This window comes from Paenibacillus sp., from assembly GCF_035645235.1.
GTDB lineage: Bacteria > Bacillota > Bacilli > Paenibacillales > YIM-B00363 > Paenibacillus_AE.
On sequence record NZ_DASQMZ010000012.1, the window covers coordinates 14,371 to 35,386 of the forward strand.

Annotated in this window: 18 protein-coding genes; 2 read left to right on the forward strand and 16 right to left on the reverse strand. The window is 61.0% G+C overall.

Annotated elements, in window-relative coordinates; genetic code table 11:
• Positions 1 to 62: 62 nt before the first annotated feature.
• The 15 genes from ald to VEZ38_RS00880 form a co-directional block, all read right to left on the reverse strand.
• Positions 63 to 1,193: an alanine dehydrogenase gene (gene ald, locus VEZ38_RS00810; RefSeq protein WP_324890966.1), complete on the reverse strand. Its 1,131-nt coding sequence runs from the start codon at positions 1,191 to 1,193 to the stop codon at positions 63 to 65.
• Between the two features lie 19 nt (positions 1,194 to 1,212).
• Positions 1,213 to 2,385: an N-acetylglucosamine-6-phosphate deacetylase gene (gene nagA / locus VEZ38_RS00815; RefSeq protein WP_324890968.1), complete on the reverse strand. Its 1,173-nt coding sequence runs from the start codon at positions 2,383 to 2,385 to the stop codon at positions 1,213 to 1,215.
• A 15-nt stretch (positions 2,386 to 2,400) separates the two neighbouring features.
• Positions 2,401 to 3,489: a sialidase family protein gene (locus VEZ38_RS00820; protein WP_324890970.1), complete on the reverse strand. Its 1,089-nt coding sequence runs from the start codon at positions 3,487 to 3,489 to the stop codon at positions 2,401 to 2,403.
• A gap of 23 nt (positions 3,490 to 3,512) precedes the next feature.
• Complete coding sequence (gene dapA / locus VEZ38_RS00825) at positions 3,513 to 4,409, reverse strand: 4-hydroxy-tetrahydrodipicolinate synthase (RefSeq protein WP_324890972.1); 897 nt, start codon at positions 4,407 to 4,409, stop codon at positions 3,513 to 3,515.
• 58 nt (positions 4,410 to 4,467) lie between these two features.
• On the reverse strand, positions 4,468 to 5,664 hold the full coding sequence (locus VEZ38_RS00830) for an iron-containing alcohol dehydrogenase (protein ID WP_324890974.1): 1,197 nt from the start codon (positions 5,662 to 5,664) through the stop codon (positions 4,468 to 4,470).
• Positions 5,642 to 6,724, reverse strand: a complete 1,083-nt coding sequence (pdxA, locus tag VEZ38_RS00835) for a 4-hydroxythreonine-4-phosphate dehydrogenase PdxA (RefSeq protein ID WP_324890976.1) — start codon at positions 6,722 to 6,724, stop codon at positions 5,642 to 5,644. The genes VEZ38_RS00830 and pdxA overlap by 23 nt, the downstream gene beginning before the upstream one ends.
• Positions 6,721 to 7,992 carry a four-carbon acid sugar kinase family protein gene (locus VEZ38_RS00840; protein ID WP_324890978.1) on the reverse strand — a complete coding sequence of 424 codons (1,272 nt, stop codon included), beginning with the start codon at positions 7,990 to 7,992 and terminating at the stop codon, positions 6,721 to 6,723. Before VEZ38_RS00840 ends, pdxA begins: the two co-directional genes overlap by 4 nt.
• Positions 7,993 to 8,062: 70 nt before the next feature.
• Complete coding sequence (locus VEZ38_RS00845; protein ID WP_414694633.1) at positions 8,063 to 9,142, reverse strand: M42 family metallopeptidase; 1,080 nt, start codon at positions 9,140 to 9,142, stop codon at positions 8,063 to 8,065.
• On the reverse strand, positions 9,139 to 10,068 hold the full coding sequence (locus tag VEZ38_RS00850; protein ID WP_324890983.1) for a dihydrodipicolinate synthase family protein: 930 nt from the start codon (positions 10,066 to 10,068) through the stop codon (positions 9,139 to 9,141). The genes VEZ38_RS00845 and VEZ38_RS00850 overlap by 4 nt, the downstream gene beginning before the upstream one ends.
• Positions 10,058 to 10,855 (reverse strand): HpcH/HpaI aldolase family protein, encoded by a 798-nt coding sequence (locus VEZ38_RS00855; RefSeq protein WP_324890985.1) that lies wholly within the window; start codon positions 10,853 to 10,855, stop codon positions 10,058 to 10,060. Before VEZ38_RS00855 ends, VEZ38_RS00850 begins: the two co-directional genes overlap by 11 nt.
• The gene (locus VEZ38_RS00860; RefSeq protein ID WP_324890987.1) at positions 10,852 to 11,538 is read right to left on the reverse strand and encodes an SGNH/GDSL hydrolase family protein; all 687 of its coding nucleotides are present in this window, start codon (positions 11,536 to 11,538) and stop codon (positions 10,852 to 10,854) included. Before VEZ38_RS00860 ends, VEZ38_RS00855 begins: the two co-directional genes overlap by 4 nt.
• A gap of 157 nt (positions 11,539 to 11,695) precedes the next feature.
• Complete coding sequence (locus VEZ38_RS00865) at positions 11,696 to 13,528, reverse strand: PrpR N-terminal domain-containing protein (RefSeq protein ID WP_324890990.1); 1,833 nt, start codon at positions 13,526 to 13,528, stop codon at positions 11,696 to 11,698.
• 77 nt (positions 13,529 to 13,605) lie between these two features.
• Positions 13,606 to 14,478: a carbohydrate ABC transporter permease gene (locus VEZ38_RS00870; RefSeq protein WP_324890992.1), complete on the reverse strand. Its 873-nt coding sequence runs from the start codon at positions 14,476 to 14,478 to the stop codon at positions 13,606 to 13,608.
• Positions 14,479 to 14,491: 13 nt separating this feature from the next.
• Complete coding sequence (locus tag VEZ38_RS00875) at positions 14,492 to 15,463, reverse strand: ABC transporter permease (protein WP_324890994.1); 972 nt, start codon at positions 15,461 to 15,463, stop codon at positions 14,492 to 14,494.
• Between the two features lie 123 nt (positions 15,464 to 15,586).
• The gene (locus VEZ38_RS00880) at positions 15,587 to 17,206 is read right to left on the reverse strand and encodes an extracellular solute-binding protein (protein ID WP_324890995.1); all 1,620 of its coding nucleotides are present in this window, start codon (positions 17,204 to 17,206) and stop codon (positions 15,587 to 15,589) included.
• A 550-nt stretch (positions 17,207 to 17,756) separates the two neighbouring features.
• Here VEZ38_RS00880 and VEZ38_RS00885 point away from each other — a divergent pair.
• On the forward strand, positions 17,757 to 18,371 hold the full coding sequence (locus tag VEZ38_RS00885; protein WP_324891063.1) for a DUF3990 domain-containing protein: 615 nt from the start codon (positions 17,757 to 17,759) through the stop codon (positions 18,369 to 18,371).
• On the forward strand, positions 18,343 to 18,651 hold the full coding sequence (locus VEZ38_RS00890; protein ID WP_324890997.1) for a hypothetical protein: 309 nt from the start codon (positions 18,343 to 18,345) through the stop codon (positions 18,649 to 18,651). The genes VEZ38_RS00885 and VEZ38_RS00890 overlap by 29 nt, the downstream gene beginning before the upstream one ends.
• Before the next feature lie 53 nt (positions 18,652 to 18,704).
• Here the strand turns inward: VEZ38_RS00890 and VEZ38_RS00895 are convergent, their stop codons facing one another.
• Entirely contained in the window at positions 18,705 to 20,999 is a 2,295-nt protein-coding gene (locus VEZ38_RS00895) for a glycosyl hydrolase family 95 catalytic domain-containing protein (protein ID WP_324890999.1), read from the reverse strand.
• Positions 21,000 to 21,016 lie beyond the last annotated feature (17 nt).

Sequence of the window (21,016 nt, forward strand, 5' to 3'; positions counted from 1 at the left end):
CCGTCGGCCCCTTCTTGTTGCGCCTGCTTTTCGCCGCTATCGGCTACAGCTCAATGCCGCGTTTACGCAGTAATCTTTACGTCGAACGCTTCTTCGACCGGCAGCGTGCCGTACCCCAAAGCATTCGCAACGGCGGCGTGCGTAATCTGACCTGCGGCGACGTTGACCCCTTGTCGAAGCGCTACGTTCTCCGCGATGGCTCGGCGGATGCCTTTGTTCGCCAGCTGGAGCGCGTAAGGGAGCGTCGCGTTGGTCAGCGCCAAAGTCGACGTTCTCGGCACGGCGCCCGGCATATTCGCTACGGCGTAATGGACGACCCCGTGCTTTTCGTACGTGGGCCGCTCATGCGTCGTAATGCGGTCGACCGTCTCGAAGATGCCGCCCTGGTCGATCGCGACGTCTATGACGACGGAGCCGGGCGACATCGTGCGGATCATGCGTTCCGTCACCAGTTTAGGCGCCTTGGCGCCCGGTACGAGCACCGCTCCGATAACCAGATCCGCCTGAGCTACCGACTCGGCGATCGTGGACGGGTTGGATACGAGCGTTTGCACGCGCGTGCCGAACAAGTCGTCCAACTGTCGAAGCCGCTCCGCGTTCTGATCGAGGATCGTGACGTCCGCGCCGAGTCCGGCGGCGATTCGCGCCGCGTTCGTCCCGACGACGCCGCCGCCGACGATCGTCACCCTCCCCCTTTGCACGCCGGGCACGCCGCCGAGCAGAATGCCCTTTCCGCCTTTGACGCGCTCTAGATATTGAGCGCCGATTTGGGCGGCCATGCGGCCGGCGATTTCGCTCATCGGCGTCAACAGCGGGAGGCTGCGACCGACTTCCACCGTCTCGTATGCGACGGCCGTCACGCCCTTTCCCAGCAGCGCGGTCGTCAACTCGGGGTCCGCGGCAAGGTGCAGGTACGTGAATAGCAGCAAGCCCTCGCGGAAATAGCCGTATTCGGAAGGCAGCGGTTCTTTGACCTTCAGGACCATCTCCGAACGGGACCAGACGTCCGAGGCCTTCTCCTCGAGGATCGCTCCCGCCGAAGCGTAATCGTCGTCGGCGAAGCCGCTTCCCGCCCCGGCCCCCGTCTCGACGATGACTTGATGGCCCGCTTCGACAAGGGTATGGGCGCCGGTAGGCGTCAAGGCGACTCGGCTTTCGTTGCTTTTCAATTCCTTCGGCACTCCGATGATCATACTGCGGCTTCCCCCATTTTTAAACTGGCTTCCTGTACACCTCGCGCCCCTCGACGTACGTCGCCTCGATCGTAAGGTTCGCGTCGACCAACAAAAAATCGGCGTCCTTGCCCGCGACGAGCGATCCTTTCCGATCGGCCGCCCCGGCTTGCCTCGCAGGCGTCTCGGTGATCGCGGGCAGCAGGCGCGAAATCGAATAACCGGTGAACGACGCCATGTTCCGCAGCGCCTGGATCGTGGTCAGCGAGCTTCCCGCCAAACTGGAACCATCCTGCAGCATCACCATGCCGCCGACCATCCGGCAGTGGCCGTACTCGCCGTCCGGCAGCCCTGCGCATTGCACCGCGTCCGTGACGAGACATACGCCCTCCGGTCCCTTCACGTCGAACAACAGCTTCGCCACGGCGGGATGAACATGAAAGCCGTCCGCGATCAGCTCCGTCGTGAGATTCGGATTCGCGAGCCCCGCGCCCGCGACGCCGGGCTCGCGGTGGTGCAGCGGACGCATGCCGTTGAAGTGATGCGTCGTATGCCTTGCGCCTCTACTTACCGCCTCCATGACTTGGTCGTACGTAGCGTCGGAATGACCGATGGACACGGTGATGTCCCGGTCCGCAAGCCAGGAGACGGTCTCCATCCCGCCGGGCAGCTCCGGCGCCATCGTCACGAGCCGAATCGAATCCTCCGACGCGGCGAGCAGCCGCCGCAGCTCGTTCCGATCGGGCGGCCGCAGGCTCCGTCGGTCCATCGCCCCGCCCCGCCCGGCATCAAGGTACGGCCCCTCCAGATGGACGCCGAGCAAGGCCGCGCCCGGGAGCGTCCGGCGCCGGGCATCCGCCGCGTTCCCGAGCGCCGCGGCGAGTCGCTCCTCGGCGTCCGCGTCCGTCGTCGCGAGAAAGGACGTCGTGCCCCGTTCCGCATGGAAGCGGCTCATCTCGTCCACATCCCGCGGCGTCGCGTTCATCATCCGAAACCCGTTGCCCCCATGTACGTGTACATCCACGAAACCGGGCAGTAAGCGCATGCCGGCCGCATCGATCGTTACGGCGCCGTCCGCGGACGGAAGGCGGCCCGCCTCCGTCACTGCTTCAATCTTCCCGCGCTCGTCGACGAGCATGCTGCCTCGGCGGACAATCGAGCCCGGCACGTAAATATCCGCGTTCGTAATCAGCAGACGTGCCGCTCGCGCCATTCGCATGCATCCCCTTTACACCTTCAATTTCGTTCCGGCGATGTACCGCACGCCGCCGTTTATTTGAACCGGATCTGTCCGATCGTTGAAATAATACGACGCGAGGATCGAGCCGTCGGACAGCTCGACCGCTCTCGGATACCCGAGATCGTAGCTGCCCCCGTCGTCGCGAATGATCATTTCGGGTCCCCAAGTGACGCCGCCGTCTTCGCTGATTTTCGCACGAAGCCCATAAGAATGAAGGCGGAAGCCGTAAATCGCGAACAACCGTCCGTCCTTCATCGCGGTCAGGTGCACCGTGTCTCCGTGGTCGTTGATCCGGGAGACGAAGGACCAGCTGACGCCGCCGTCGTCGGAGACGTATAATTCGTCCCACACTGCGTTCACGTCGAGCTTGCAGCGCACGGCGACCGCGATGCGCCCGTCGCCGAGTACGACCGGCGACGGGCAAATCGTACGATATAGATCGCTCCCCGGCATGAACGAGAACAAGCCCCATTGGCAGCCGCCCGTAAAAGAGATAAACACGAGCGGCATGTCGTAAGCGGCATGCGTCGGCTTCGCCGTCAGAAATAACAGGATGGCGCCGTCCGGCCGAACGACATACGAGGGTCTGCCTTGGTAACGCGGAATTTGGCAATGCGGAAGCAACACCGCCGGCCCCCAATTCCGGCCGCCGTCGCCGGATATTCGGATCCAAGCTTTGGCGTTCGGATCGGCGGTGTTCGGGGTGGAAAAACAGCTTATGATCGTATCGGGATCGGAGAAGTCGTACGGGGTCGAATAGTTCCCCGGCTTGCCGTACACCAAGTCGTCGCTGAGTTGAATCTGGTCGGCGATCGGCTCGGGCTCGCCCCAGGACGCTCCGCCGTCGGACGACCGCGCGGCCGCCAGCTTGCCGAACGTCTCGATGCGCGTATGCCTTAGGTTGGCGGCTACCGAATAATCGCAGGGCGTCTTCACGAAGGCCACGAGCAATTCCTCGTTCTTCAGCTTCCACATGCCCCCATTGAAGGGCCAGGAGCAAAACTCCCGGTCGTTCCGATAAATCGTAAAGTGCTCCATCGCGCCGGGCGCGGGCGTCGTCGTCCGCGTATCGTTCATGTTCAGTTCCTCCTGTCGTTCGTTTACGAATGAGTCCCGATCGGCGATGTCAATGAACCGTAGACCCGCTTCAACAGCTCCCGCTGCGCGTCGTCCAGAGGCGCCACCGGCGACCGGGGCGGACCGACGTCGTAGCCGGCAAGCATCATCGCTTCTTTCAATACAGAAGGCAGTGTGCCGATCGACAGTACGCTCCGGAACGCGTTCAGCCGGTTTTGCGCTTCGTTCGCTTCCTCGAACGCTCCCCGCTTCCAGCTTTCGTAGACGGATACGGCGTCCTCGGGGAAGACGTTCGCCGTCGCCGCGATCGCGCCGCTCCCGCCCGCGAAGAGCGAGGGCAATATTAAGGAATCAGTGCCCGCCAATACGCTAAACCCGCTGCCGGACAGGCCGATGTATTGAAGGAGGTTGTCGAATTGTCCGCTGCTGTCCTTCACGCCGACGATATTCGGGACGAGCGTAAGCTCCGCGACCGTTGCCGGATGCAAGGCGTTCCCCGTCCTCCCCGGAATGTTGTACAAAATAATGGGCAAGGCTGCCGCGTCGGCGACCCTAAGGAAGTGCTCCTTCAGCTCCTGCTGCGTATAGGCGAGAAAATACGGCGTAATGATCGAGGCGACGTCCGCGCCGACGCGACGCGCCTCGCCGGTGAGCCGGATCGTCTCCTGCGTGGAGACGCAGCCCGTACCGGCGTATACCGGAACTCGCCCTCCCGCCTCCTCGACGACGATTTCGATCACTTTGACCTTCTCCTCGAACGATAAGGAAAAAAACTCGCCGTTCGTACCGAGGCAGAACAAGCCATGGACGCCGGCGGCGATATAACGGCGCACCAGCTGGCGGAGCACCGGTTCATTCAGCGATTGATCGTCGCGCAAGGGGGTCACCATGGCGGGGACGATGCCTTCCGGTTTGAACATAAGGTCAACCCTCTCTCTTAGAAGTAAGTCCGCGGAGGACCGCGCGAGGCGGTCGTTCCTATCGCGGCAACAAGCGCCGATACATTCGCTCCATATCGCCGACGGACACCGGCTTCGGGTTGTTCTGCAGCAGGCGGGTGACCTTCGAAGCAGCGGCAGCCAGCTCCGGGATGTCCCTCTCCGCGATGCCGTAAGCCGAAAGATCCTGCGGGATGCGAAGCTGCTCCGTCCAAGACGAGATGCGGTCGACGACCCGTTCGGCCAGCGCCTCCGACTCCGCGTCGTCGGCGCCGGGAATGCCCATCGCTTGCGCTACCGGGCGCATCCGGTCCTGGATGGCATCCATATTGAACTCCATGACATGTCTGAGGAGCATCGCGTTCGCGACGCCGTGGGCGATGCCGAATTTCCCTCCGAGCGGATACGCGAGCGCGTGAACGGCCGCCGTCCCCGCACCGGTGAGCGCCATCCCGCCGTACATCGATCCGATGAGCATATCCTCCCGAGCCGCCAAGTCGTCGCCGTGCCGATACGCTCGAATTATACCGCGTGAGATGCGGCGCATCGATTCCAGGGCGAACATGTCGCTCATGGGATTCGCCTTGTTCGACAGGTACGACTCCAACGCGTGAGTGAAGGCATCCATCCCGGTCGCCGCCGTGATCGCGTCCGGCAAGCCGAGCGTCAGCTCGGGGTCGAGGATGGCCGCAGCCGGTAATAGGTGACTGCTGACGGCGGCAACCTTCAGCTCTTGTTCCGGCAAGGTGACGATCGCGTTCGGCGTTACCTCCGAGCCCGTTCCGGAGGTCGTCGGGACGAGCAGCGTCGGCAAGCCGGCGCACCGCACCCGATCGGCCCCTAACATTCCTTCGATGCCGCCGGCGTTCGTCCGAAGGACGGCAAGCAGCTTCGTCGCGTCCAGCACGCTGCCTCCCCCGAGGCCGATGTATGCGTCAAACGACTCCCCGTCCAGAGCGCGATGGAACGACTCGATGTTCTCCTGCGTCGGTTCGGGACGGATGCCGGTTCGAACGACGGCCTCGATGCCTTCCGCAGCCAACAAGGCCGCCGTCCGCGCAGCCGCGCCGTTCTTCGTCATGCTCGGCTGCGTCACGATCAGCACGCGGCGTACGTCCTCGCAGATCGATTTCGCGAGCGTACCGATCGTATCGAGCGAACGGGCGCCCGCGACGATGCGTCGCGCCGTCGAGAAGGAGTAGACGGTCGGCGGTTTATCGATCTGCGCTCTTGTCATCCGCGATTCGCCCCTTTCCTTCGTTCGGCCCGTCGACCGCCGGCGTAGCGGCGGCGGCCGACGACGGCTTCGGCGAGAGCTCGGCCGCCATGCGGATCGCCTCGAGCAAGCTGCGCTCGTCGGCGACGCCCGTCCCCGCGATGTCGAACGCCGTGCCGTGGTCGACGGACGTTCGGACGACGCCTCCCTTCAGGCCGACCGTGATGTTAACGCCCGCTTCGATGCCGAGCACCTTCACCGGACCGTGCCCTTGGTCGTGATAACAGGCTACGACGACGTCGAAATCGCCGCGCGCCGCCCGATAAAATAACGTATCCGCCGGATACGGTCCGGTGACGTCGATGCCTTCGAGCCTTGCCCGTTCGATGCCGGGCGCCAGCTTCGTCGCTTCCTCTCCGTAGCCGAAGAGCCCGTTCTCTCCCGCGTGCGGATTAATGCCGCACACGCCGATGCGCGGATGCGCGACGCCGCCGGCGGACAGCGTGCCGTGCGCCAACTTGACGACCTCGTAGGTCCGCTCCGGCGTGATCGATTCGATCGCCTGGATCAACCCGATATGGGTCGTGAGGTGGATGACCTTCAGCTTCGGCGTCGCGAGCATCATGGACACTTTCTCTGTTCCGGTGAGGTGCGCCAATATTTCCGTATGACCGGGGAACGCATGCCCGCCCGCATGAAGCGCTTCTTTATTCAGCGGCGCGGTGCAGATCGCGTCGATGCGCCGGTCTAGGGCAAGCCCTACGGCGGTTTCCAGATAGGCGTACGCGGCGCGTCCGGCTTCGGCCGAAACGCGTCCGAAGGGCAGGTCGTTCGGCAGCAGGTCGAGATCGATGCAATCCAATACGCCGGGCGCGAAAGCCGCCTCCTCCACTTCCCGGATGCGGCGAACGGCGACGTCCGCGCCGCAAATGCGGGCAACTTGCTCCAGCCGCTTGGCGTCCCCGATCGCAAGAGGTCTGCAGCGTTCGTACACCTCCGCATGCCCCAGCGCCTTCACGATAATTTCCGGCCCGACCCCGGCGCCGTCCCCCATCGTGATGCCGACAATCGGTAAGTTCATGTTGGCCCCTCCCTTTGAAAATATCGCAGCGCCTTCACCAGCGCCGCATCGGAGCCGAAGGCCCCGGCCTTCGTAATCCCGTGTACGGCCGCGAATTCGCCTAGAAAGCAACCGGCAGGCATGCCGGGCTCTACCTCGTCGGCCAAGCGGAACGTACCGAGACCCGCCGCGTCGCAAAACCGCCTCGCGACGTCCCCTCCCGTCAGGACGACCCCGGCCGGCGCGGCGCGCTGCACCGCTTCCCAAGCGATCGCGCCGAGCGCTTGCGCGATGCGATCGCTAGCTCCTTCCCGCGCGGGGGCGTGCGCGTCGGGTTCGCTGGAATACACCGCGACGCTTCGCCCGCCCCCGAGCGCCGCCGCCGCCGCGCTGACAATCCGTTCCGCCTCGGCGCTCCGTTCGACGTCGTTCCCGGCCAGCGCAACCGACCGTGCCTCGATGCCGTAGACGTCCGGCTGCGCCAGCAGCCGCTCCAGCTGCGTTCGGCTGCGTCTGCTCAAGCTGCCCACGACCGTCAGCGCCGGCCCCCTGGGCGGGGAATTCGGACGCGGCGCCGCGCGCTGCAGCAGCCGTCCGCCGGTAGGCAAGCATGCCGCAAGCCCCGCGGAGCCCGCCCAAACCGTATGCGCGTTCAACCGTTCCACGGCGCCGGCGATCGTACGCAAATCCCGGTCCGAAGCGGCGTCGAAGACGACGTAGACGCCCCCTTGCCCGAGCAGCTCGCGCAGCCTCGCGAATAGTGCGTCCTCCGAGTCCAGCTCGGCGAGACCGACATGCACGATACGCGAGGACGGCCGCTTCGATTGCGCGCGAACGAGGGCCGCGACGTCCGAGGTGGCGACCGGCGTCTTCGGATCCTTCGCCGTCTCCGTCTCGTGCAGGAGCTTTCCGTGCACATAGAGGAAACCGTCGCGGACGATGCGCCCCGCTGCCGGATACGACGGAGCGATCGCTACGATGTCCGGACGCAAGGCGTCGAAGACGGCGTCGATCTCCGCGCCGACGTTCCCGCGCAGCGTAGAATCGAGCTTCTTGAACACGAGGGCGGGGCGAAGCGAGGCCGCGCGATCCGCGACGTCCCGCACCTTGCGGTACGCGGTTTCGGCATCGTCCCCTCGACTATCGGCGTCGTAAGCGATGACGTCGGGCGCTGCGGTCGGAATATCGGCCGCATCCATCGCGACGGAAACCTCGAGACCAGCCTTCGCAAGTTGGATGCCGCTATCGTTCGCGCCGGTCAAGTCGTCGGCGATGATGACGATCGTCATGTTTCGTGTCCTCCTTCGGTTCGTCCCGCGTCGCTGGCGGCGGAGCGGCGAAAAGTCGGTACGGCAGCGACTAATACCGGGTTAACGTCTCCACCGTCGATCGGTCGAGCTTCCTAACGACGGCGGTGACGAGGCGAATCGTCGCCTCGAGGTCGTCGCGATGCAGTACGGACGCCGCGCTATGAATGTACCGCGCCGCGGCGCCCAAGAAGATCGACGGTACCCCCGTCCCATGCAGATGGAGGCGCCCCGCATCGGTCGCACCGCCCGGCATGGTTTCGAATTGCAACGGGATATTTTCTTCCTCCGCCGTATCGATGACCAAATCCCGAAATTCCTTGTGCGGCAACATCGAGCGATCGAGCAAACATAACGTAGGGCCGCCCCCAAGCCTCGCGGCCGCCTCGCCGGAGCGAATATTGGGGGTGTCGCCCGCCACGCCGACGTCCAGGGCGATCGCAATATCCGGCCGCACCGCGTTCGCAGACGTCTCGGCGCCGCGCATCCCGATTTCCTCTTGGACGGTGCCGACCGCATAGACGACGTTCGGGTGCGGTACGTCGCGCAGTCGACGCAGCACCTCGATCGCGACTACGCAGCCGAATCGGTTATCCCACGCCTTCGCCATCCAATAGTTCGGATTCTGCATGACCGTGAACGGGCAGACCGGCAAGACCGCGTCGCCGGGACGCACGCCCGCGGCGACGGCTTCCGACTTGCCGCTAACGCCGATGTCGACGAACATCTCGTTCATCGGCACCGTCCGCTTGCGCTCTTCCGCCGGAATGATATGCGTCGGCTTCGACCCGATGACGCCGGACAATACGCCGCTGCGGGTATGGACGGTCACCCGTTGCGCCAGCATCGCCTGTTCCCACCACCCGCCGAGCGGCTGAATTCGCAGAAAGCCCTCTTCGGTAACTTGCGTGACCAGGAAGCCGAGCTCGTCGAGATGTGCGGCAAGCATGACGCGAGGCCCTTCCGCGTGCCCGACCTTCCTCCCGATCAAGCTGCCGAGGCGATCCGCCTCGATCGTATCGACGAGCGGCTCGAGGTGACGGCGTACGGCGTCCCGAACGGCGTGCTCGAAGCCGGATGCGCCCGGCAGCTCGGTCAGTTCCCGGCATAACGCCATCCGCGCGTCGGTCATGCGTACACCTTGCGCCACGCCGGAAGACGCTCCTCGAGCTCGCGGACGAGCCCCTCGAACTCCGTCTCCGTCGCCGTCTCGTACGGAGGCAGCAAGCGCAGAGGGAACGACGGGTCGATCAGCTTCGCAAGCGCCTTGTCGTAGGCGCCGTCCATGCGCTCCGTCGTGAGATGCTTCATGATGACGGACAACAGCGTCGCGAACTCCGACGCGTACCCTGTCACCTGCGCCGAGTCCCCTCGCTTCGCGGCGCGGAAGAAATCCCATGCCCGCTCGAGACGAATATTGGAGATGGAGCTTAACAGCCCGCATTCCCCCAGCCGGCTGCCGTACGCGTAGCCGAGCTCGCCCAGGAAAAATTGCAGCGGGGAGTCGTCGGTAACGAGCTTATGGATCGCGAGCATATCCATCGTCGTATATTTAGCGCCGACGAAATTCGGAATTTCGGCCGCCAAGGCGGCATATTCCTCCGGGGTAACGAGCCGCTTCGCCCGCATCAAGTTATAATGCAGGAACCGGCAGTCGGGGTACGGATCGCACAGATCGTGGAAGAACGCGAACAGCTCCCTCGCGTTGAGCGCCCCCCAGCTCGGCAGCACGAACTGAAAGTCGCGTATGCCCCGGTCGTATGCGATCCGAAGACGCTTATGCATCGCCGGCAACGAAAAGCTGAGCAGTCCGACCATCGGATGAAGCCCCGGCGCCGCCATCTCCTCGGCGAACGTCTCGACGATCTCGGCGTATTGCTCGTCCGTGACGGCATGGCCTTCGCCGGCGGTGCCGAATACGTACAGATGCGTGATGCCTTCCTTCACGAAGTGGCGCACTTGCCGGCGGAACGTCTCGTCGTCGAACGCCAGCGTCTCCGTCCAGGGGACGACCGCCGTCGGAAGAATCGTACTGGGAAAGCGCTTTTCAATACCCATACGAGGCATCTCTCCCTTCGAAGGCGGGGCGGTTCGCCGCGCCAAGCAATTGCTTGTAATAGTTGCTTAATCCGACGACGTCGGCGCCGATGCTGACGAAGCGGTATCCCATCCGGTTCAGCTCCGGCAACGAAGCGGCGTCTCCGACGGTGCCGGCCAGCTTGCCGTGCTTCGCGCATGCTTCGGCGATGCGCTCGCGCGTCTCCCGAATCCGCGGATGATCCATCTGCCCCGGCGCGCCGATCGCTTGGCTGAAGTCGCCCGGCCCGAAAAACAGCATGTCGACCCCTTCCAAGGCGGCGATCGCATCAAGCTCCTCCAGCGGCTCCGGGTCTTCGATTTGCAAAACGACGAACCGATCCTCGTTGGCCCGTCGCAAATATTCCTGAAAGTCCAAGTTCCCGAACGCGCCGTCGGCATTCCCGCCGTCGAGCGGACGAAGGCCGACCGGATGAAATTTCGTGTGGCGCACGATCGCCTTCGCATCCGCGAGACTCATGACGTGCGGCACCATAATCGCCGTCGCGTCCATCTCGAGCGGGCGAATCAAGTCGCTATAGCTGCCCCGGGGAACCCGAATCAAGCTGTCGACGCCGTACGCCTTCGTGGCGAGCACGATCCGCTCGACGACGGATAAATCGTTCGGCACATGCTCCATATCGGTCCAGACGCAATCGAAGCCCGCCAGCGAGGCGATTTCGGCGATGCGCGAATCCGCAAGATTCAGCTTCGTGCAAATCGCCGTCTCCCCGTTGCGCAGTTTATGCAATACGCGGCTCGGTCTCATAGCGCAGTATTCCCTTCTTTCATTGAAAATGGTTCCGGCTCGAAGCCGACGGCGGCGAGCCAAGCGCGAGCGATGAGCATATGGCCCGTAAGGTTCGGATGCACGCGGTCCGCGCTCAGCTCCGAGGGGTAACTGTCTAACAAATAACGGTCGAATACGCGCTGTATATCTACGAACATAGCGCCGCGGCGAGCCGATACGCGCTTCGCCGCTTCGCCGAAGGCCGCCGTCAGCAATCGCATCCGATCCGACGCGTTCTCTTCGATCACGAACGGCGAGAGGAGCAGGACCTTGATGCCGGCGGCGTTCGCCGAAGCGACGAGTTCGTCCAACGTGTCCTCGTACTCCTCGAGCGACACCTGATCCTCGGTCACATTCCTCCGATGGTGAAAGCGGCGCCATACGTCGTTAATGCCGATCATCACGGAGATCCAATCCGGCCGCAAGTCCAGCGCATCGCTCTTCCAACGCCACTTGAGCTCTCGGCTCGTATCGCCCCCGACCCCCATATTCACGATACGCAAATCGGCGGAAGGACAAGTCGCTTCAACGATCGCGTTGACGAGGGCGACGTACCCGCTGCCCAACGCGTTCTCCCTGCCCTCGCCGATCGGACGTACCCTGGAACAATCCGTAATGGAATCCCCGATAAATACGACCTTAGACCGCTTCGCAATGAGCACCGAATCACCTCACCGAAACAAAATGTTGAAAATATAAATAATAAGGAGTTCTCTCACTAATAATTTATAATAAAATGTTCATTATGGCAACACTTATGTTTATTACTTTTTCGTATTTCGACTTAATGTTTAATTTTTAAACAAGAAAGCCTTCCCATTAAGGGAAGGCTTTCTTGCGTTGGGCTTCGGCGCGATCCGTCTCTTCCAATTCCTTCACCCGACGCCACAACGTCGACCGGTTGATGCCGAGCCTTGCGGCCGCCTTGGACTGATTCATTTCCTCTTCTTCGAGAACCATTCGAATAATGTCTCTTTCGATCTGCACCAGCGGTTGGTTCAGATTGACCATCCGCATGTCCCCTTCGGAGGCGGCGGCAAAACAGGCCGTATCGTCGCCGACAAGCTCCAACGCGTCCGCCTCGATATATTCCGTCTTCGCATGCTTCACGAATTGCTTCACGCATTGCTCGAGCTCCGAGAGGTTGCCTGGCCACGCGCGACGCTTTAGCGCCTCCAGAGCCTCGGGCCTTATGCCTACGATTTGTTTGCCGTACCGTTCGTTATATTTGGCGATGAACGTTCGAATAAACTCGCCGAGCTCCTCCGCTCTCTCCCGAAGCGGCGCGATCCGAATGACGCAAGCCTTGAAGGACTCGTAGAACGATTTTTCCAGCTTCCGTTCCTCCTTGAGCTCCGCCGGATCCGATAGGAACGCGTAGATCGTCAGGCTTTGCGTCTCCGCTTGCAGCTCGCGAATGCGCCGCTGCAGCGCAGGCGGAAACCGTTCAATCCCCGTAATATAGTATATCGACTCCCGCTTCGCCGTCTGCAGCTGGGCGTACAATCGCTCGAAGGCGGAATCCGTCCCTTGCTTCACTTCGATCTGCACGAAGCTTTCTTCCCGGTCGCCCAGCCGCGCGTTCACGGCGTCGGCGAACAACCGCTTGCCCGCGCCCTGCTCGCCCCAAATCGCGACGGGCTTCCCTTTCTCGAGGCAGCCGATCGCGTCTTCCACGAACGCATGGTATTCCCCGCCGGAGAGGAACAGCTGCGGGAACGCGTCGACGGACGCATTCGGATAGATGACATTAATGTCTTCGTCCGTGCCGTCGGTCCGCTTGATTTGAAAGTAATACAATTCCTTCCCCGGCTCATCCGGAACGACGCCCCCGGAGACAGAAACCGAGCGTTCGGGATCGTACATCGTGATCGGCCGATCGGAGAAGCGCAGGTCGTACACGAGCCGCTGGAACCCGGGGTAGCGCTCGAACAATCCGCGTTCCCTAAGGTCTTGGTATGGGCTTTGGAACAATGTGTGGAACGCTTCGTTCGAATATACGATGCCGCCCTGCGCGTCCGCGACGACGATGCCCGTCTCCAGCCCTTCCAGCATTCGTTCGTATGCGACATATCGCTTCTTGTTCCGATTCAGCGTCTCGTACACATGCTTAGCGTCATAGAACGCAGCCAATACCGCCTCCCGGCCCGACGTAATCAACACGCCCTGCAGCCCCGCTTCCTTCGCGATGGCGACTTGGCTGGAGTACCCGACGATCACCTTCACGCCTCGCTGCTTGGCCCGCTCGATCGCCGCGGCCGTCTCGCTTTCATGATGTATGACCGTATACGGGATATCGATGCCCATCAAGTTCGAAACGGTCACGACGCTTTCGATAATGTTCGGCAAGCCGATCATCTCGACTTGCATCTGATATCCCTTCAGCAGCGTCAGCAGCCTCATAATATCGTATCCGGAAATTTTAATTTCCGTCACCGGCAGCTCGGAATGTTTCCGAAGCAAGCGCGCCGTGCCGCCGCGGCTGATAATCATCTCGAAGCCCTCATCCTCGTACTGCTTGATTAACGGAAGCACTTCGTCCAGGTCGGCTTGCACGACCGTAATATCGAAGCCTTCCAATTCCGAAGACAAGCTCAGAGTGAGCTCCATCAAGCCGCGATACGGCGCGATGACCAATGTCTTTATACCCATAAGCCACCTCCTTCGCGTGAACTAACATTTTCCATCTATTATAAAGCAGCCTCTCGCATGTCGCAAAATTCGACATCTTACCCTTTAATCGATCCGACCAAGAACCCCTTCGTGAAATACTTTTGGGCGAACGGATAGACGAACAATATAGGAATCATAGCCAGCATGACGGCTGCCGGCCGAATATTCTTCGGAGTCACGTGATATCCGTTCATGACCGTATTTTCGAATACGGTATCCCCGGATATAATGACCATCTTATAGATGATCAATTGGATCGGGAACATCTTACTGTCCATCAAATAGATGAGCGGCGTTAGAAAGCTGTTCCAAATGGCGATGGCCGTAAACAGCCCGACCACGGCAAGCACCGGTTTGGATACCGGCAAGTAAATGTACGACATAATCTGAAAATCGTTCGCGCCGTCCATGAAAGCGGACTCTTCCAGTTCGTCGGGGATCGCTTCTAAAAACGTGCGCGTGATGATCAGAAAAAACACGTTCACCGCGCCGGGCACGACCATGACCCAGAACGAGTCGACCAAACCGAGCGTTTTGTTAATCAAATACCCCGGAATAATGCCGGCATCCAAAATCATCGTAAGCAAAAATACGAACATGATCGCATAACGATACCGGAGCCGCTTGCGCGAAAGCGCGTACGCCGTCATGTACGTGAGCGCCAAGGCGACGACCGTACCGACGACCGCGTATCGCACGGAATTCCATATACCGCTCGTAATGTTCAGGTGCGGGTTGTTAAAGATGTACTTGTACACTTCGAGGTTAAAACTCTTCGGCCAAAAATACACTTCCCCGAAAAACACGCGCATGCCGTCGCTGACCGACAACGAGACCAAGTGCAGGAAAGGGAGCAGGCAAATCGCCGAGACGGCGAGCAGCACGATAGCGTTGAAAAGATCGAACGGCTGGATTTTCATGTTCCGCATGGTCGGCGCCCCCCTAGAAAAGTCTGGATTCCGAATACTTCTTCGCCGCCTGATTCGCTAGGAAGATTAAGATGAATGCGAAGATCGACTGCAGCAAGCTTACCGCAATGCCGTAGCTGTATTTCGGAAGACCGAATTCGCCGGCGAAAGCGACCCGATACACATAAGATTGAATGACGTCGGCTCGTTCGAATACGCTCGGGTTGTACATCAATAAAATTTTGTCGAGATTGACCGTCAAAATATTGCCGATTTCCAAGATAAACATAATAATGACCGTATTCGCGATCGAAGGCAGCGTAATGTGGAAAATTTTGTGCCAGCGATTCGCCCCGTCCATATCCGCCGCCTCGTACAAATGCGGGTCGATGGCGGCCATCGCGGACAAGTAAATGACGGCGCCGTACCCGAAGCTGCTCCAAATCCCCGAGGATACGAACAAGGTTCGGAACCATGAAGGCTCCGCGAAGAAGAAGATGGATTCAAATCCGAGCTTCAACAAAACCACGTTTACGATGCCCGTCTGCGGCGAGAACATTAAATACATCATGCTGACCAACACTGCCGTCGCGATAAAGTGGGGAAAGAAAGTCAACGTCTGCACGGTGCGGCGAAGGAACGCGTTCCGCACCTCGTTCAGGAACAGCGCGAATAGGATCGGCGCCGGGAACCCGAAAATTAACGTGTATAATGAAAGCAACACCGTATTCGCGAGCACCCTCGGAATGTACGGATCGTTCACGAAAGCGATGAAGTGCTTGAAGCCCACCCACTTGCTGTGCAGCACGCCAAGGAACATATTGAAATCCTGGAATGCGATGGCGAGGCCGAACAACGGCGCGATTTTAAAGACGAGAAGATGAATCAAGCCGGGCAACAGCAGCAAATAGAGAATCCGGTTGCGCCATACGTGCTTAAGGTAAGGCTCCTGGTAAGCCGTCGCGTTCGCTTGCGCGCCGCCGCGATTCCCAAACTTCACCATCATGAATACGACACCGCCTTTGTGAATAAATGTTGCGAACCGACTCGGCAAGGAAAGCGAGAAGGCGCTCCGCCCAAGCTTCGACGCGAGCGCCTTCTCCGATGCTATTCCGCAGGACGACCCGCGTTATTTCGCGCTCGTGGCGTCGTATGCGGCTTGGTCGATCTCCGTGATTTTCTTGTAGCCTAACTTTTCCATGTCGGCCAAGAACGCGTCCCACTCGGACATCGGGCGATCGCCTCTCACGAACTTGATGACGTTGCTCTTCACTTCCTCCAGCACCCTTGCCGCCAGCTCTTGCTTCGCCGCGCTTTGCTCCGTCGTATACTTTACGAACGGAATCGGCTTCGTGTAGTTCTCGTTAAACAATCTCGTCGCGAATTCGCGCGTCTGCTCCGTGCTCCATTGCCAAGCGTCATCGACGTTGTAGGCCCGCGGGAACGTCGGGAAGCCGACGCCGAATTCCCAGCGCTTCTGTCCGGCGACCTTCGTCACCTCATCCTTGTAGTTGACCGTATGCTGCTTCTTGCCGTTCGCGACCGCGAACGTCTCGCCCTCGATGCCCCACTGGCTAAGCGTCTGGCCCTCGTCGCTCCACATGTAATCGAGGTACCGCAGAATGCCAGGCGCTTTATCCTTCGCTTTCGCGTTGATGACGAAATTGTAGGCCTGAAGGTACTTCAAGCTCATCGTCTGCTTGGATTGTTCGCCTTTCAAGTCGAGGAACGGGGTCATAACGGCCGTCTGGTAATTCGGGTCGTTCTCCGGACCGCCGTTGATCATAAACCACTCCGGGCGGGAGTAGTGATCGTAGTTGAACGCGCCGCTGCCCGTCAACATCTTCGTCTGCCACGTCTCTTCGCTCTGGGTGTTCGTCGCGAATTCCGGATCGATTAGCCCTTCTTTATACAGAAGGTTATGCCACTCCACCCACGACTTGTACCCCGGCGCGTATAAGTCGAATGCATCGAACGCGCCGAGCACGCCGTGCACCTTGCCGTCCGCATCCACCTTCGCCGACGCGTTGAAGGCGTCCAGGAAGAAGCGCGTGAACTCTCCGCGGCCCGTATACGGATAGAACGTGTTGTTCGTCGCCCCGTACTCCGCCTTCAGCTTGCGGAACGCATTCGTAAGCTCGTCGATCGTTCTCGGCTCGCTCGTCACGCCTACTTTGTCGAACATGTCCTTCCGGTACAGAATCGTCATCGGCGCCGCCAAGTTCATGAAGGTCAAGCCGTAAATTTGGCCGTTCTCGTTCGTGACCAACTTCCGATAGGTCGCATCCGATTCGATATACTTCTTAATATTCGGGGCATACTGATCGATCAGAGGCTTCAAATCCAGGAACGCGCCTTCCTGCCCGTACAACAGCGCTTGCGCAGGCGTTACAATGCCGGCATCCGGGAAGTTCGAGCCGCCGACTCGCAGGTCCACGTTGGAGGTGTAGGACGGATCCTCGCCCCCGTCGACGTATTCGATCGTCGTATTCGTACGCTTCATCGTCTCTTCCAACCAATTGCTGTCTTTGATCCAACCGATAATCCGCGTGTGCGCCAAGTACGAGAAGGCGACCGGCTCTACCGCGTCGGTTGCGTCCGCAGACGCTTCGCCCTGCTTGCTTTCGGCTGGCGCCGGCGTCGGCGTCGGCTCCGTCGCAGCCCCTCCGCCGGAGCAAGCGGTTACAAGTAATGCGAAGCACAACGACAAGAGAAGCGAGACCCTACCCTTCTTAAGACCTGTAATCATTGCGTTCCCTCCCGGGGTATTGTGATGAGTATGAAAAAGGCGAGAGCCTAAGTCATCGGATGTTTCACTTTTAAACAATCCCAATCGAGGTGAAGCGGTCATCTCTGGAGGGTTGCGGGCTTTTTCCTCAATTTTCTATTGCAAATAATATCACTTTCACAACTTCCGTTTCTCTACGATTTTGATTATACGTTATTTAGTTTATTTTTTCAACACTATAACTTGAGATTTTGCGATTGTTGCATTTTTTCAGCGTGTAATTAGGGCTTTTTTCCACAATTTCAGATCGCCTTCCATATTTTCCTTCATTGAAAGCAAACATCAACGTCATTTACTGTTGCGGAAACAAACAAAAGGACATACCCCTATTTTCGGGATATGCCCTTGGTTCAAAATTACGAACGGTCGAGCTCGTCTTCGGACAGCGGTACGAAGCTGCGCGTTGCCGCAAGCGAAGGGAAAAGCTCCAAGCGACCGAAAACTTGTTCGTCTGGAGATCCATTTTCTGTTATAATATGGGTCTAGCCTATACGAGGAACGGGGGACGTTGATGGATCGCGTCGGGTTTCCGACTACGCTGTACCACGGGACGCTGGATCTATATTTGGAATCTTTCACGGAGCGGCTGCTGAACCGGACGTTTTGGCGGCCGGGGCGCGACTTCGGGGAAGGGTTCTACACGACGATCAGCATGCAGCAGGCGATGAAGTGGGCGGTTCAAGGGGCCAAGCATTATGCGGGGCTGCGGACGCCCGTGCCCTGCGTGCTGAAAATCCAATTGCTCCCGAAGAAGATCGACGTGCTGCCGCGCATCTTTATGTCGCCCGAGGACGAATGGATCGAGTTCGTCTTTCGGCACCGCGTCAACGACCGGAAGGGGTGGGATCCGTGCCGCAGGCATCCGGACTTGCTCATCGGCCCGATGGCCGACAATGATACTGGCGCAATCGTGCGGGATGCGGTAAAATTAGGGAAAGACGCCGCTTGGTTCGGCGACAAGATTACGCGCGACCGCAGAGGCCGGCGGCTCGATCCGCTGAAGCTCGGCAACCAAGTCGTCTTTGCCCACGAGCGGTTGGAAGACAGCTTGAAGCTTGTAGGCTACTACCTCCGAACGGAAGGCAGGTGGAAGTATCATGACAACCAAAGCGTACGAAGAGCTTGACCTATTCGAGCAGGGCATGGTGGAGCATTTGGTCGACCGCTACCGGTATGGCCATGACGACGCGCTCCGCCTGTTGGACGAATACGCCCCCGTGCTGGAGCAGCTCGAGAAGCACTACAACTGCGAGGATTACGCGGAACGGCTGCACGAGGCGCGCGCGAACGGCCTGACGCCCGAACGGTGGATGGCGCGCATCCGCGAGCTGGAGCGGCCGGCCGCCCGGAGCGCCGCCGACGCGAAGAAGCCCCGCGGGAAGGCGCGAGGCAGCATGCTTCAATAAATGTGAGGAACCGCCCCGACGGGCGGTTCTTTTTGTTTTACTTGCCCTGCCGCCTAGCCGATGGGCAGAATCGTACAGCATTCCCCCGCCTGCAGCGTCACCGCCAGCTCTTCGCCGGCGCCGCATCGGACGGTTTCCTCGACCGCCGTCCCGCCATGCGTTCGCTCCAGCCGAAAGCGAGTCGACCGGAAGTCGTTGCGAATCCGGAACGTGCCGCCGCGCTCCGCCTGGAGCGTCGCGGATCGGATGCGCCCGCCTTCGGCCGCCGACGAGACGAGCACCGCGCCTTCGGCGCGCAAATCCCGGAAGGCGACGCCCGTTTCCAGCCACCCTACGGGTACGGCGGGGAACAATAGCAGCCGGCCGCGGCGAGTCTGAAGCAGCATCTCCTGCAGCGAGTCCGCAGCGGATAGATTCGTCTCGAGGGTGAAGTAGCGGCCGTGAAGCGAAGTAATGCCTTTGCGCGCGAAGTCGACGTTCAGGCAAAACCCGTTCGGCGAGCACAGATGGTTCCAAAACACTTGCAGCTGGTAAGCCGCCCCTTCTCCGTTACCCTGAATCGCGTAGAGGGCGGCCATCCAGGTGAACGTATGCCCGCCCCAAAGCCCCGTCCCCAACGCTTCGATCGTGCCGACCGTCGCGTCGATCAAGGCGCGCTCGTCTTCGTCCTCGGGGTCGAGCAGCCGCAGCGGGTATATGCACATCGCGTGCGAGAGGTGGCGATGGGACTCCGGCACCTCCATCCCCGGCGCGAGGAGCAGCCCCTTCGCCGGGTCCGTCGCATAGTCGGGCAGCCGCCCCAGCTTGTCGCGCCAGAAGTCGGCCTCCGAACCCTTCCCCAGCTCCTCGGCCATCTCGGCGAGCGTCGCGAACAAATATTTCAGCAGCGCGAGGTCATTGTTGCTGTTCGGGGGCAGCCAGGCTTCGATGCTGTTGTTAAACATCTCCGGCGAGCTGGAGAGCGGCAGGTACAATTTTCCGTCCGCGCCGGGCGACAGCCACCGCAGGACGCAGGCTGCGGTCTCCGCAAAGTACGGATACGCCCGCTCGCGCAGGAACGCCGGGTCGCCGCCGTACCGCCAACGATGGTCGAACGCTTGGCACAGCCAAATTTGATTGACGAGGTTCGTGGCGTACATCGGCCAGCCGCCGAGCGAATGTCCTTCGATGTCCATGACCGACGGCAGGCAGAGGCCGGGCGCGTCGAAGAAGGAGCGCGCGAACCGTTCCGCCGCGGGGCGCAGGGACCAGAGGAAATCCGTCAACACCGCGCCTTCCTCGAGACGATTCGCCTTCATGTAATGCCAATAACTCATTTGCACGTTCAGGTCGCCGTGGTAATCCCCCTTCCACGGCGGCAAGCCGCCGTCGTCCGCCGTCCAGACGCCTTGCAGCGGCATGGCCGGGTTGCCCGGCCGCGAGCAGCTCGCGAAGAAATAGTTGGCAAGATACCACATCCGCTCCAGCTCCAGCGCCGACTCGGGCAGCGAGACGGCGCTCTTCGCCCAGTACCGGTCCCACCAGGCGGCGTGCTCGGCGTGCATTGCGTCCCAGCCGGCGTCAAGCGCCTGCCGCAGCAGCGCGTCGGCGTCGTCGTGCCACGCCTCGCCGTCCCGGTTGGACGCGACCGTATAAGCGACGGTAAAGCCGCCCCCGGCAGGTGCGCGCGCATGAGCCACGATGCCGTACTCCAACGACTGCGCCGCAAGCTGTCGGAACCAGAGGCGCTCGCCCTCCCGGCGGACGACGGCTTTCTCGTAGCCGAGACTGCCGAGGCCGCCCATCGATTGCGGGCCCGTCGCTTCCGCGGGGCCGTCGTAGTCGGGCGGCAAAATATCGACACGAGGGAACGCCGCGTCTCCGTCGATCCGAATCAAGCCGAGCGGACGGGTCGCGTGAAGAAAGCTCTCGACCCGAACCGATCGATCGCCGAAGGCGAGCGAGACGCCGGCGACCGCGCGGCGCACGTCCAACTCGCTCTCCGCGCGATCCGCCGCCGCCGGAAACCGCAGGTGCAGCTTGCCCGCGGGCAGCTTGGTCGGCGTCGGCCGTCCGTAGAACGTATCGAACCGGCGCAGAATCGACGCTTGATCCTTCTCGCGAACCAAGCGAATCAACTCTGCGTAGGTGTAATCCTCGGCAAGCGTCTCCGGCGGCACGCGCGTGTCCCACAGGTCCGCCCGGTCTAGGCTAAAGCGGAGCGGGTCGCCGTCCCCCCACAGTAAACAACCGAGCCGCCCGTTGCCGAGCGGCATCGCCTCGTCCCAGCCGGCGATCGGGCGCGTCGCGCGCAGCCGATGCCGCACGTTCGGGCCGTCGCCAAGGGACTCTCGCATTTGTTCCGTCATGAGGCGCCCTCCTCGAA

Bases quoted from the DNA above. Each gene is read 5' to 3' on its own strand.
- ald (WP_324890966.1), bottom strand. From the start codon at position 1,193: ATGATCATCGGAGTGCCGAAGGAATTGAAAAGCAACGAAAGCCGAGTC.
- nagA (WP_324890968.1), bottom strand. From the start codon at position 2,385: ATGGCGCGAGCGGCACGTCTGCTGATTACGAACGCGGATATTTACGTG.
- VEZ38_RS00820 (WP_324890970.1), bottom strand. From the start codon at position 3,489: ATGAACGATACGCGGACGACGACGCCCGCGCCCGGCGCGATGGAGCAC.
- dapA (WP_324890972.1), bottom strand. From the start codon at position 4,409: ATGTTCAAACCGGAAGGCATCGTCCCCGCCATGGTGACCCCCTTGCGC.
- VEZ38_RS00830 (WP_324890974.1), bottom strand. From the start codon at position 5,664: ATGACAAGAGCGCAGATCGATAAACCGCCGACCGTCTACTCCTTCTCG.
- pdxA (WP_324890976.1), bottom strand. From the start codon at position 6,724: ATGAACTTACCGATTGTCGGCATCACGATGGGGGACGGCGCCGGGGTC.
- VEZ38_RS00840 (WP_324890978.1), bottom strand. From the start codon at position 7,992: ATGACGATCGTCATCATCGCCGACGACTTGACCGGCGCGAACGATAGC.
- VEZ38_RS00845 (WP_414694633.1), bottom strand. From the start codon at position 9,142: ATGACCGACGCGCGGATGGCGTTATGCCGGGAACTGACCGAGCTGCCG.
- VEZ38_RS00850 (WP_324890983.1), bottom strand. From the start codon at position 10,068: ATGGGTATTGAAAAGCGCTTTCCCAGTACGATTCTTCCGACGGCGGTC.
- VEZ38_RS00855 (WP_324890985.1), bottom strand. From the start codon at position 10,855: ATGAGACCGAGCCGCGTATTGCATAAACTGCGCAACGGGGAGACGGCG.
- VEZ38_RS00865 (WP_324890990.1), bottom strand. From the start codon at position 13,528: ATGGGTATAAAGACATTGGTCATCGCGCCGTATCGCGGCTTGATGGAG.
- VEZ38_RS00870 (WP_324890992.1), bottom strand. From the start codon at position 14,478: ATGCGGAACATGAAAATCCAGCCGTTCGATCTTTTCAACGCTATCGTG.
- VEZ38_RS00875 (WP_324890994.1), bottom strand. From the start codon at position 15,463: ATGATGGTGAAGTTTGGGAATCGCGGCGGCGCGCAAGCGAACGCGACG.
- VEZ38_RS00880 (WP_324890995.1), bottom strand. From the start codon at position 17,206: ATGATTACAGGTCTTAAGAAGGGTAGGGTCTCGCTTCTCTTGTCGTTG.
- VEZ38_RS00885 (WP_324891063.1), top strand. From the start codon at position 17,757: ATGGATCGCGTCGGGTTTCCGACTACGCTGTACCACGGGACGCTGGAT.
- VEZ38_RS00890 (WP_324890997.1), top strand. From the start codon at position 18,343: ATGACAACCAAAGCGTACGAAGAGCTTGACCTATTCGAGCAGGGCATG.
- VEZ38_RS00895 (WP_324890999.1), bottom strand. From the start codon at position 20,999: ATGACGGAACAAATGCGAGAGTCCCTTGGCGACGGCCCGAACGTGCGG.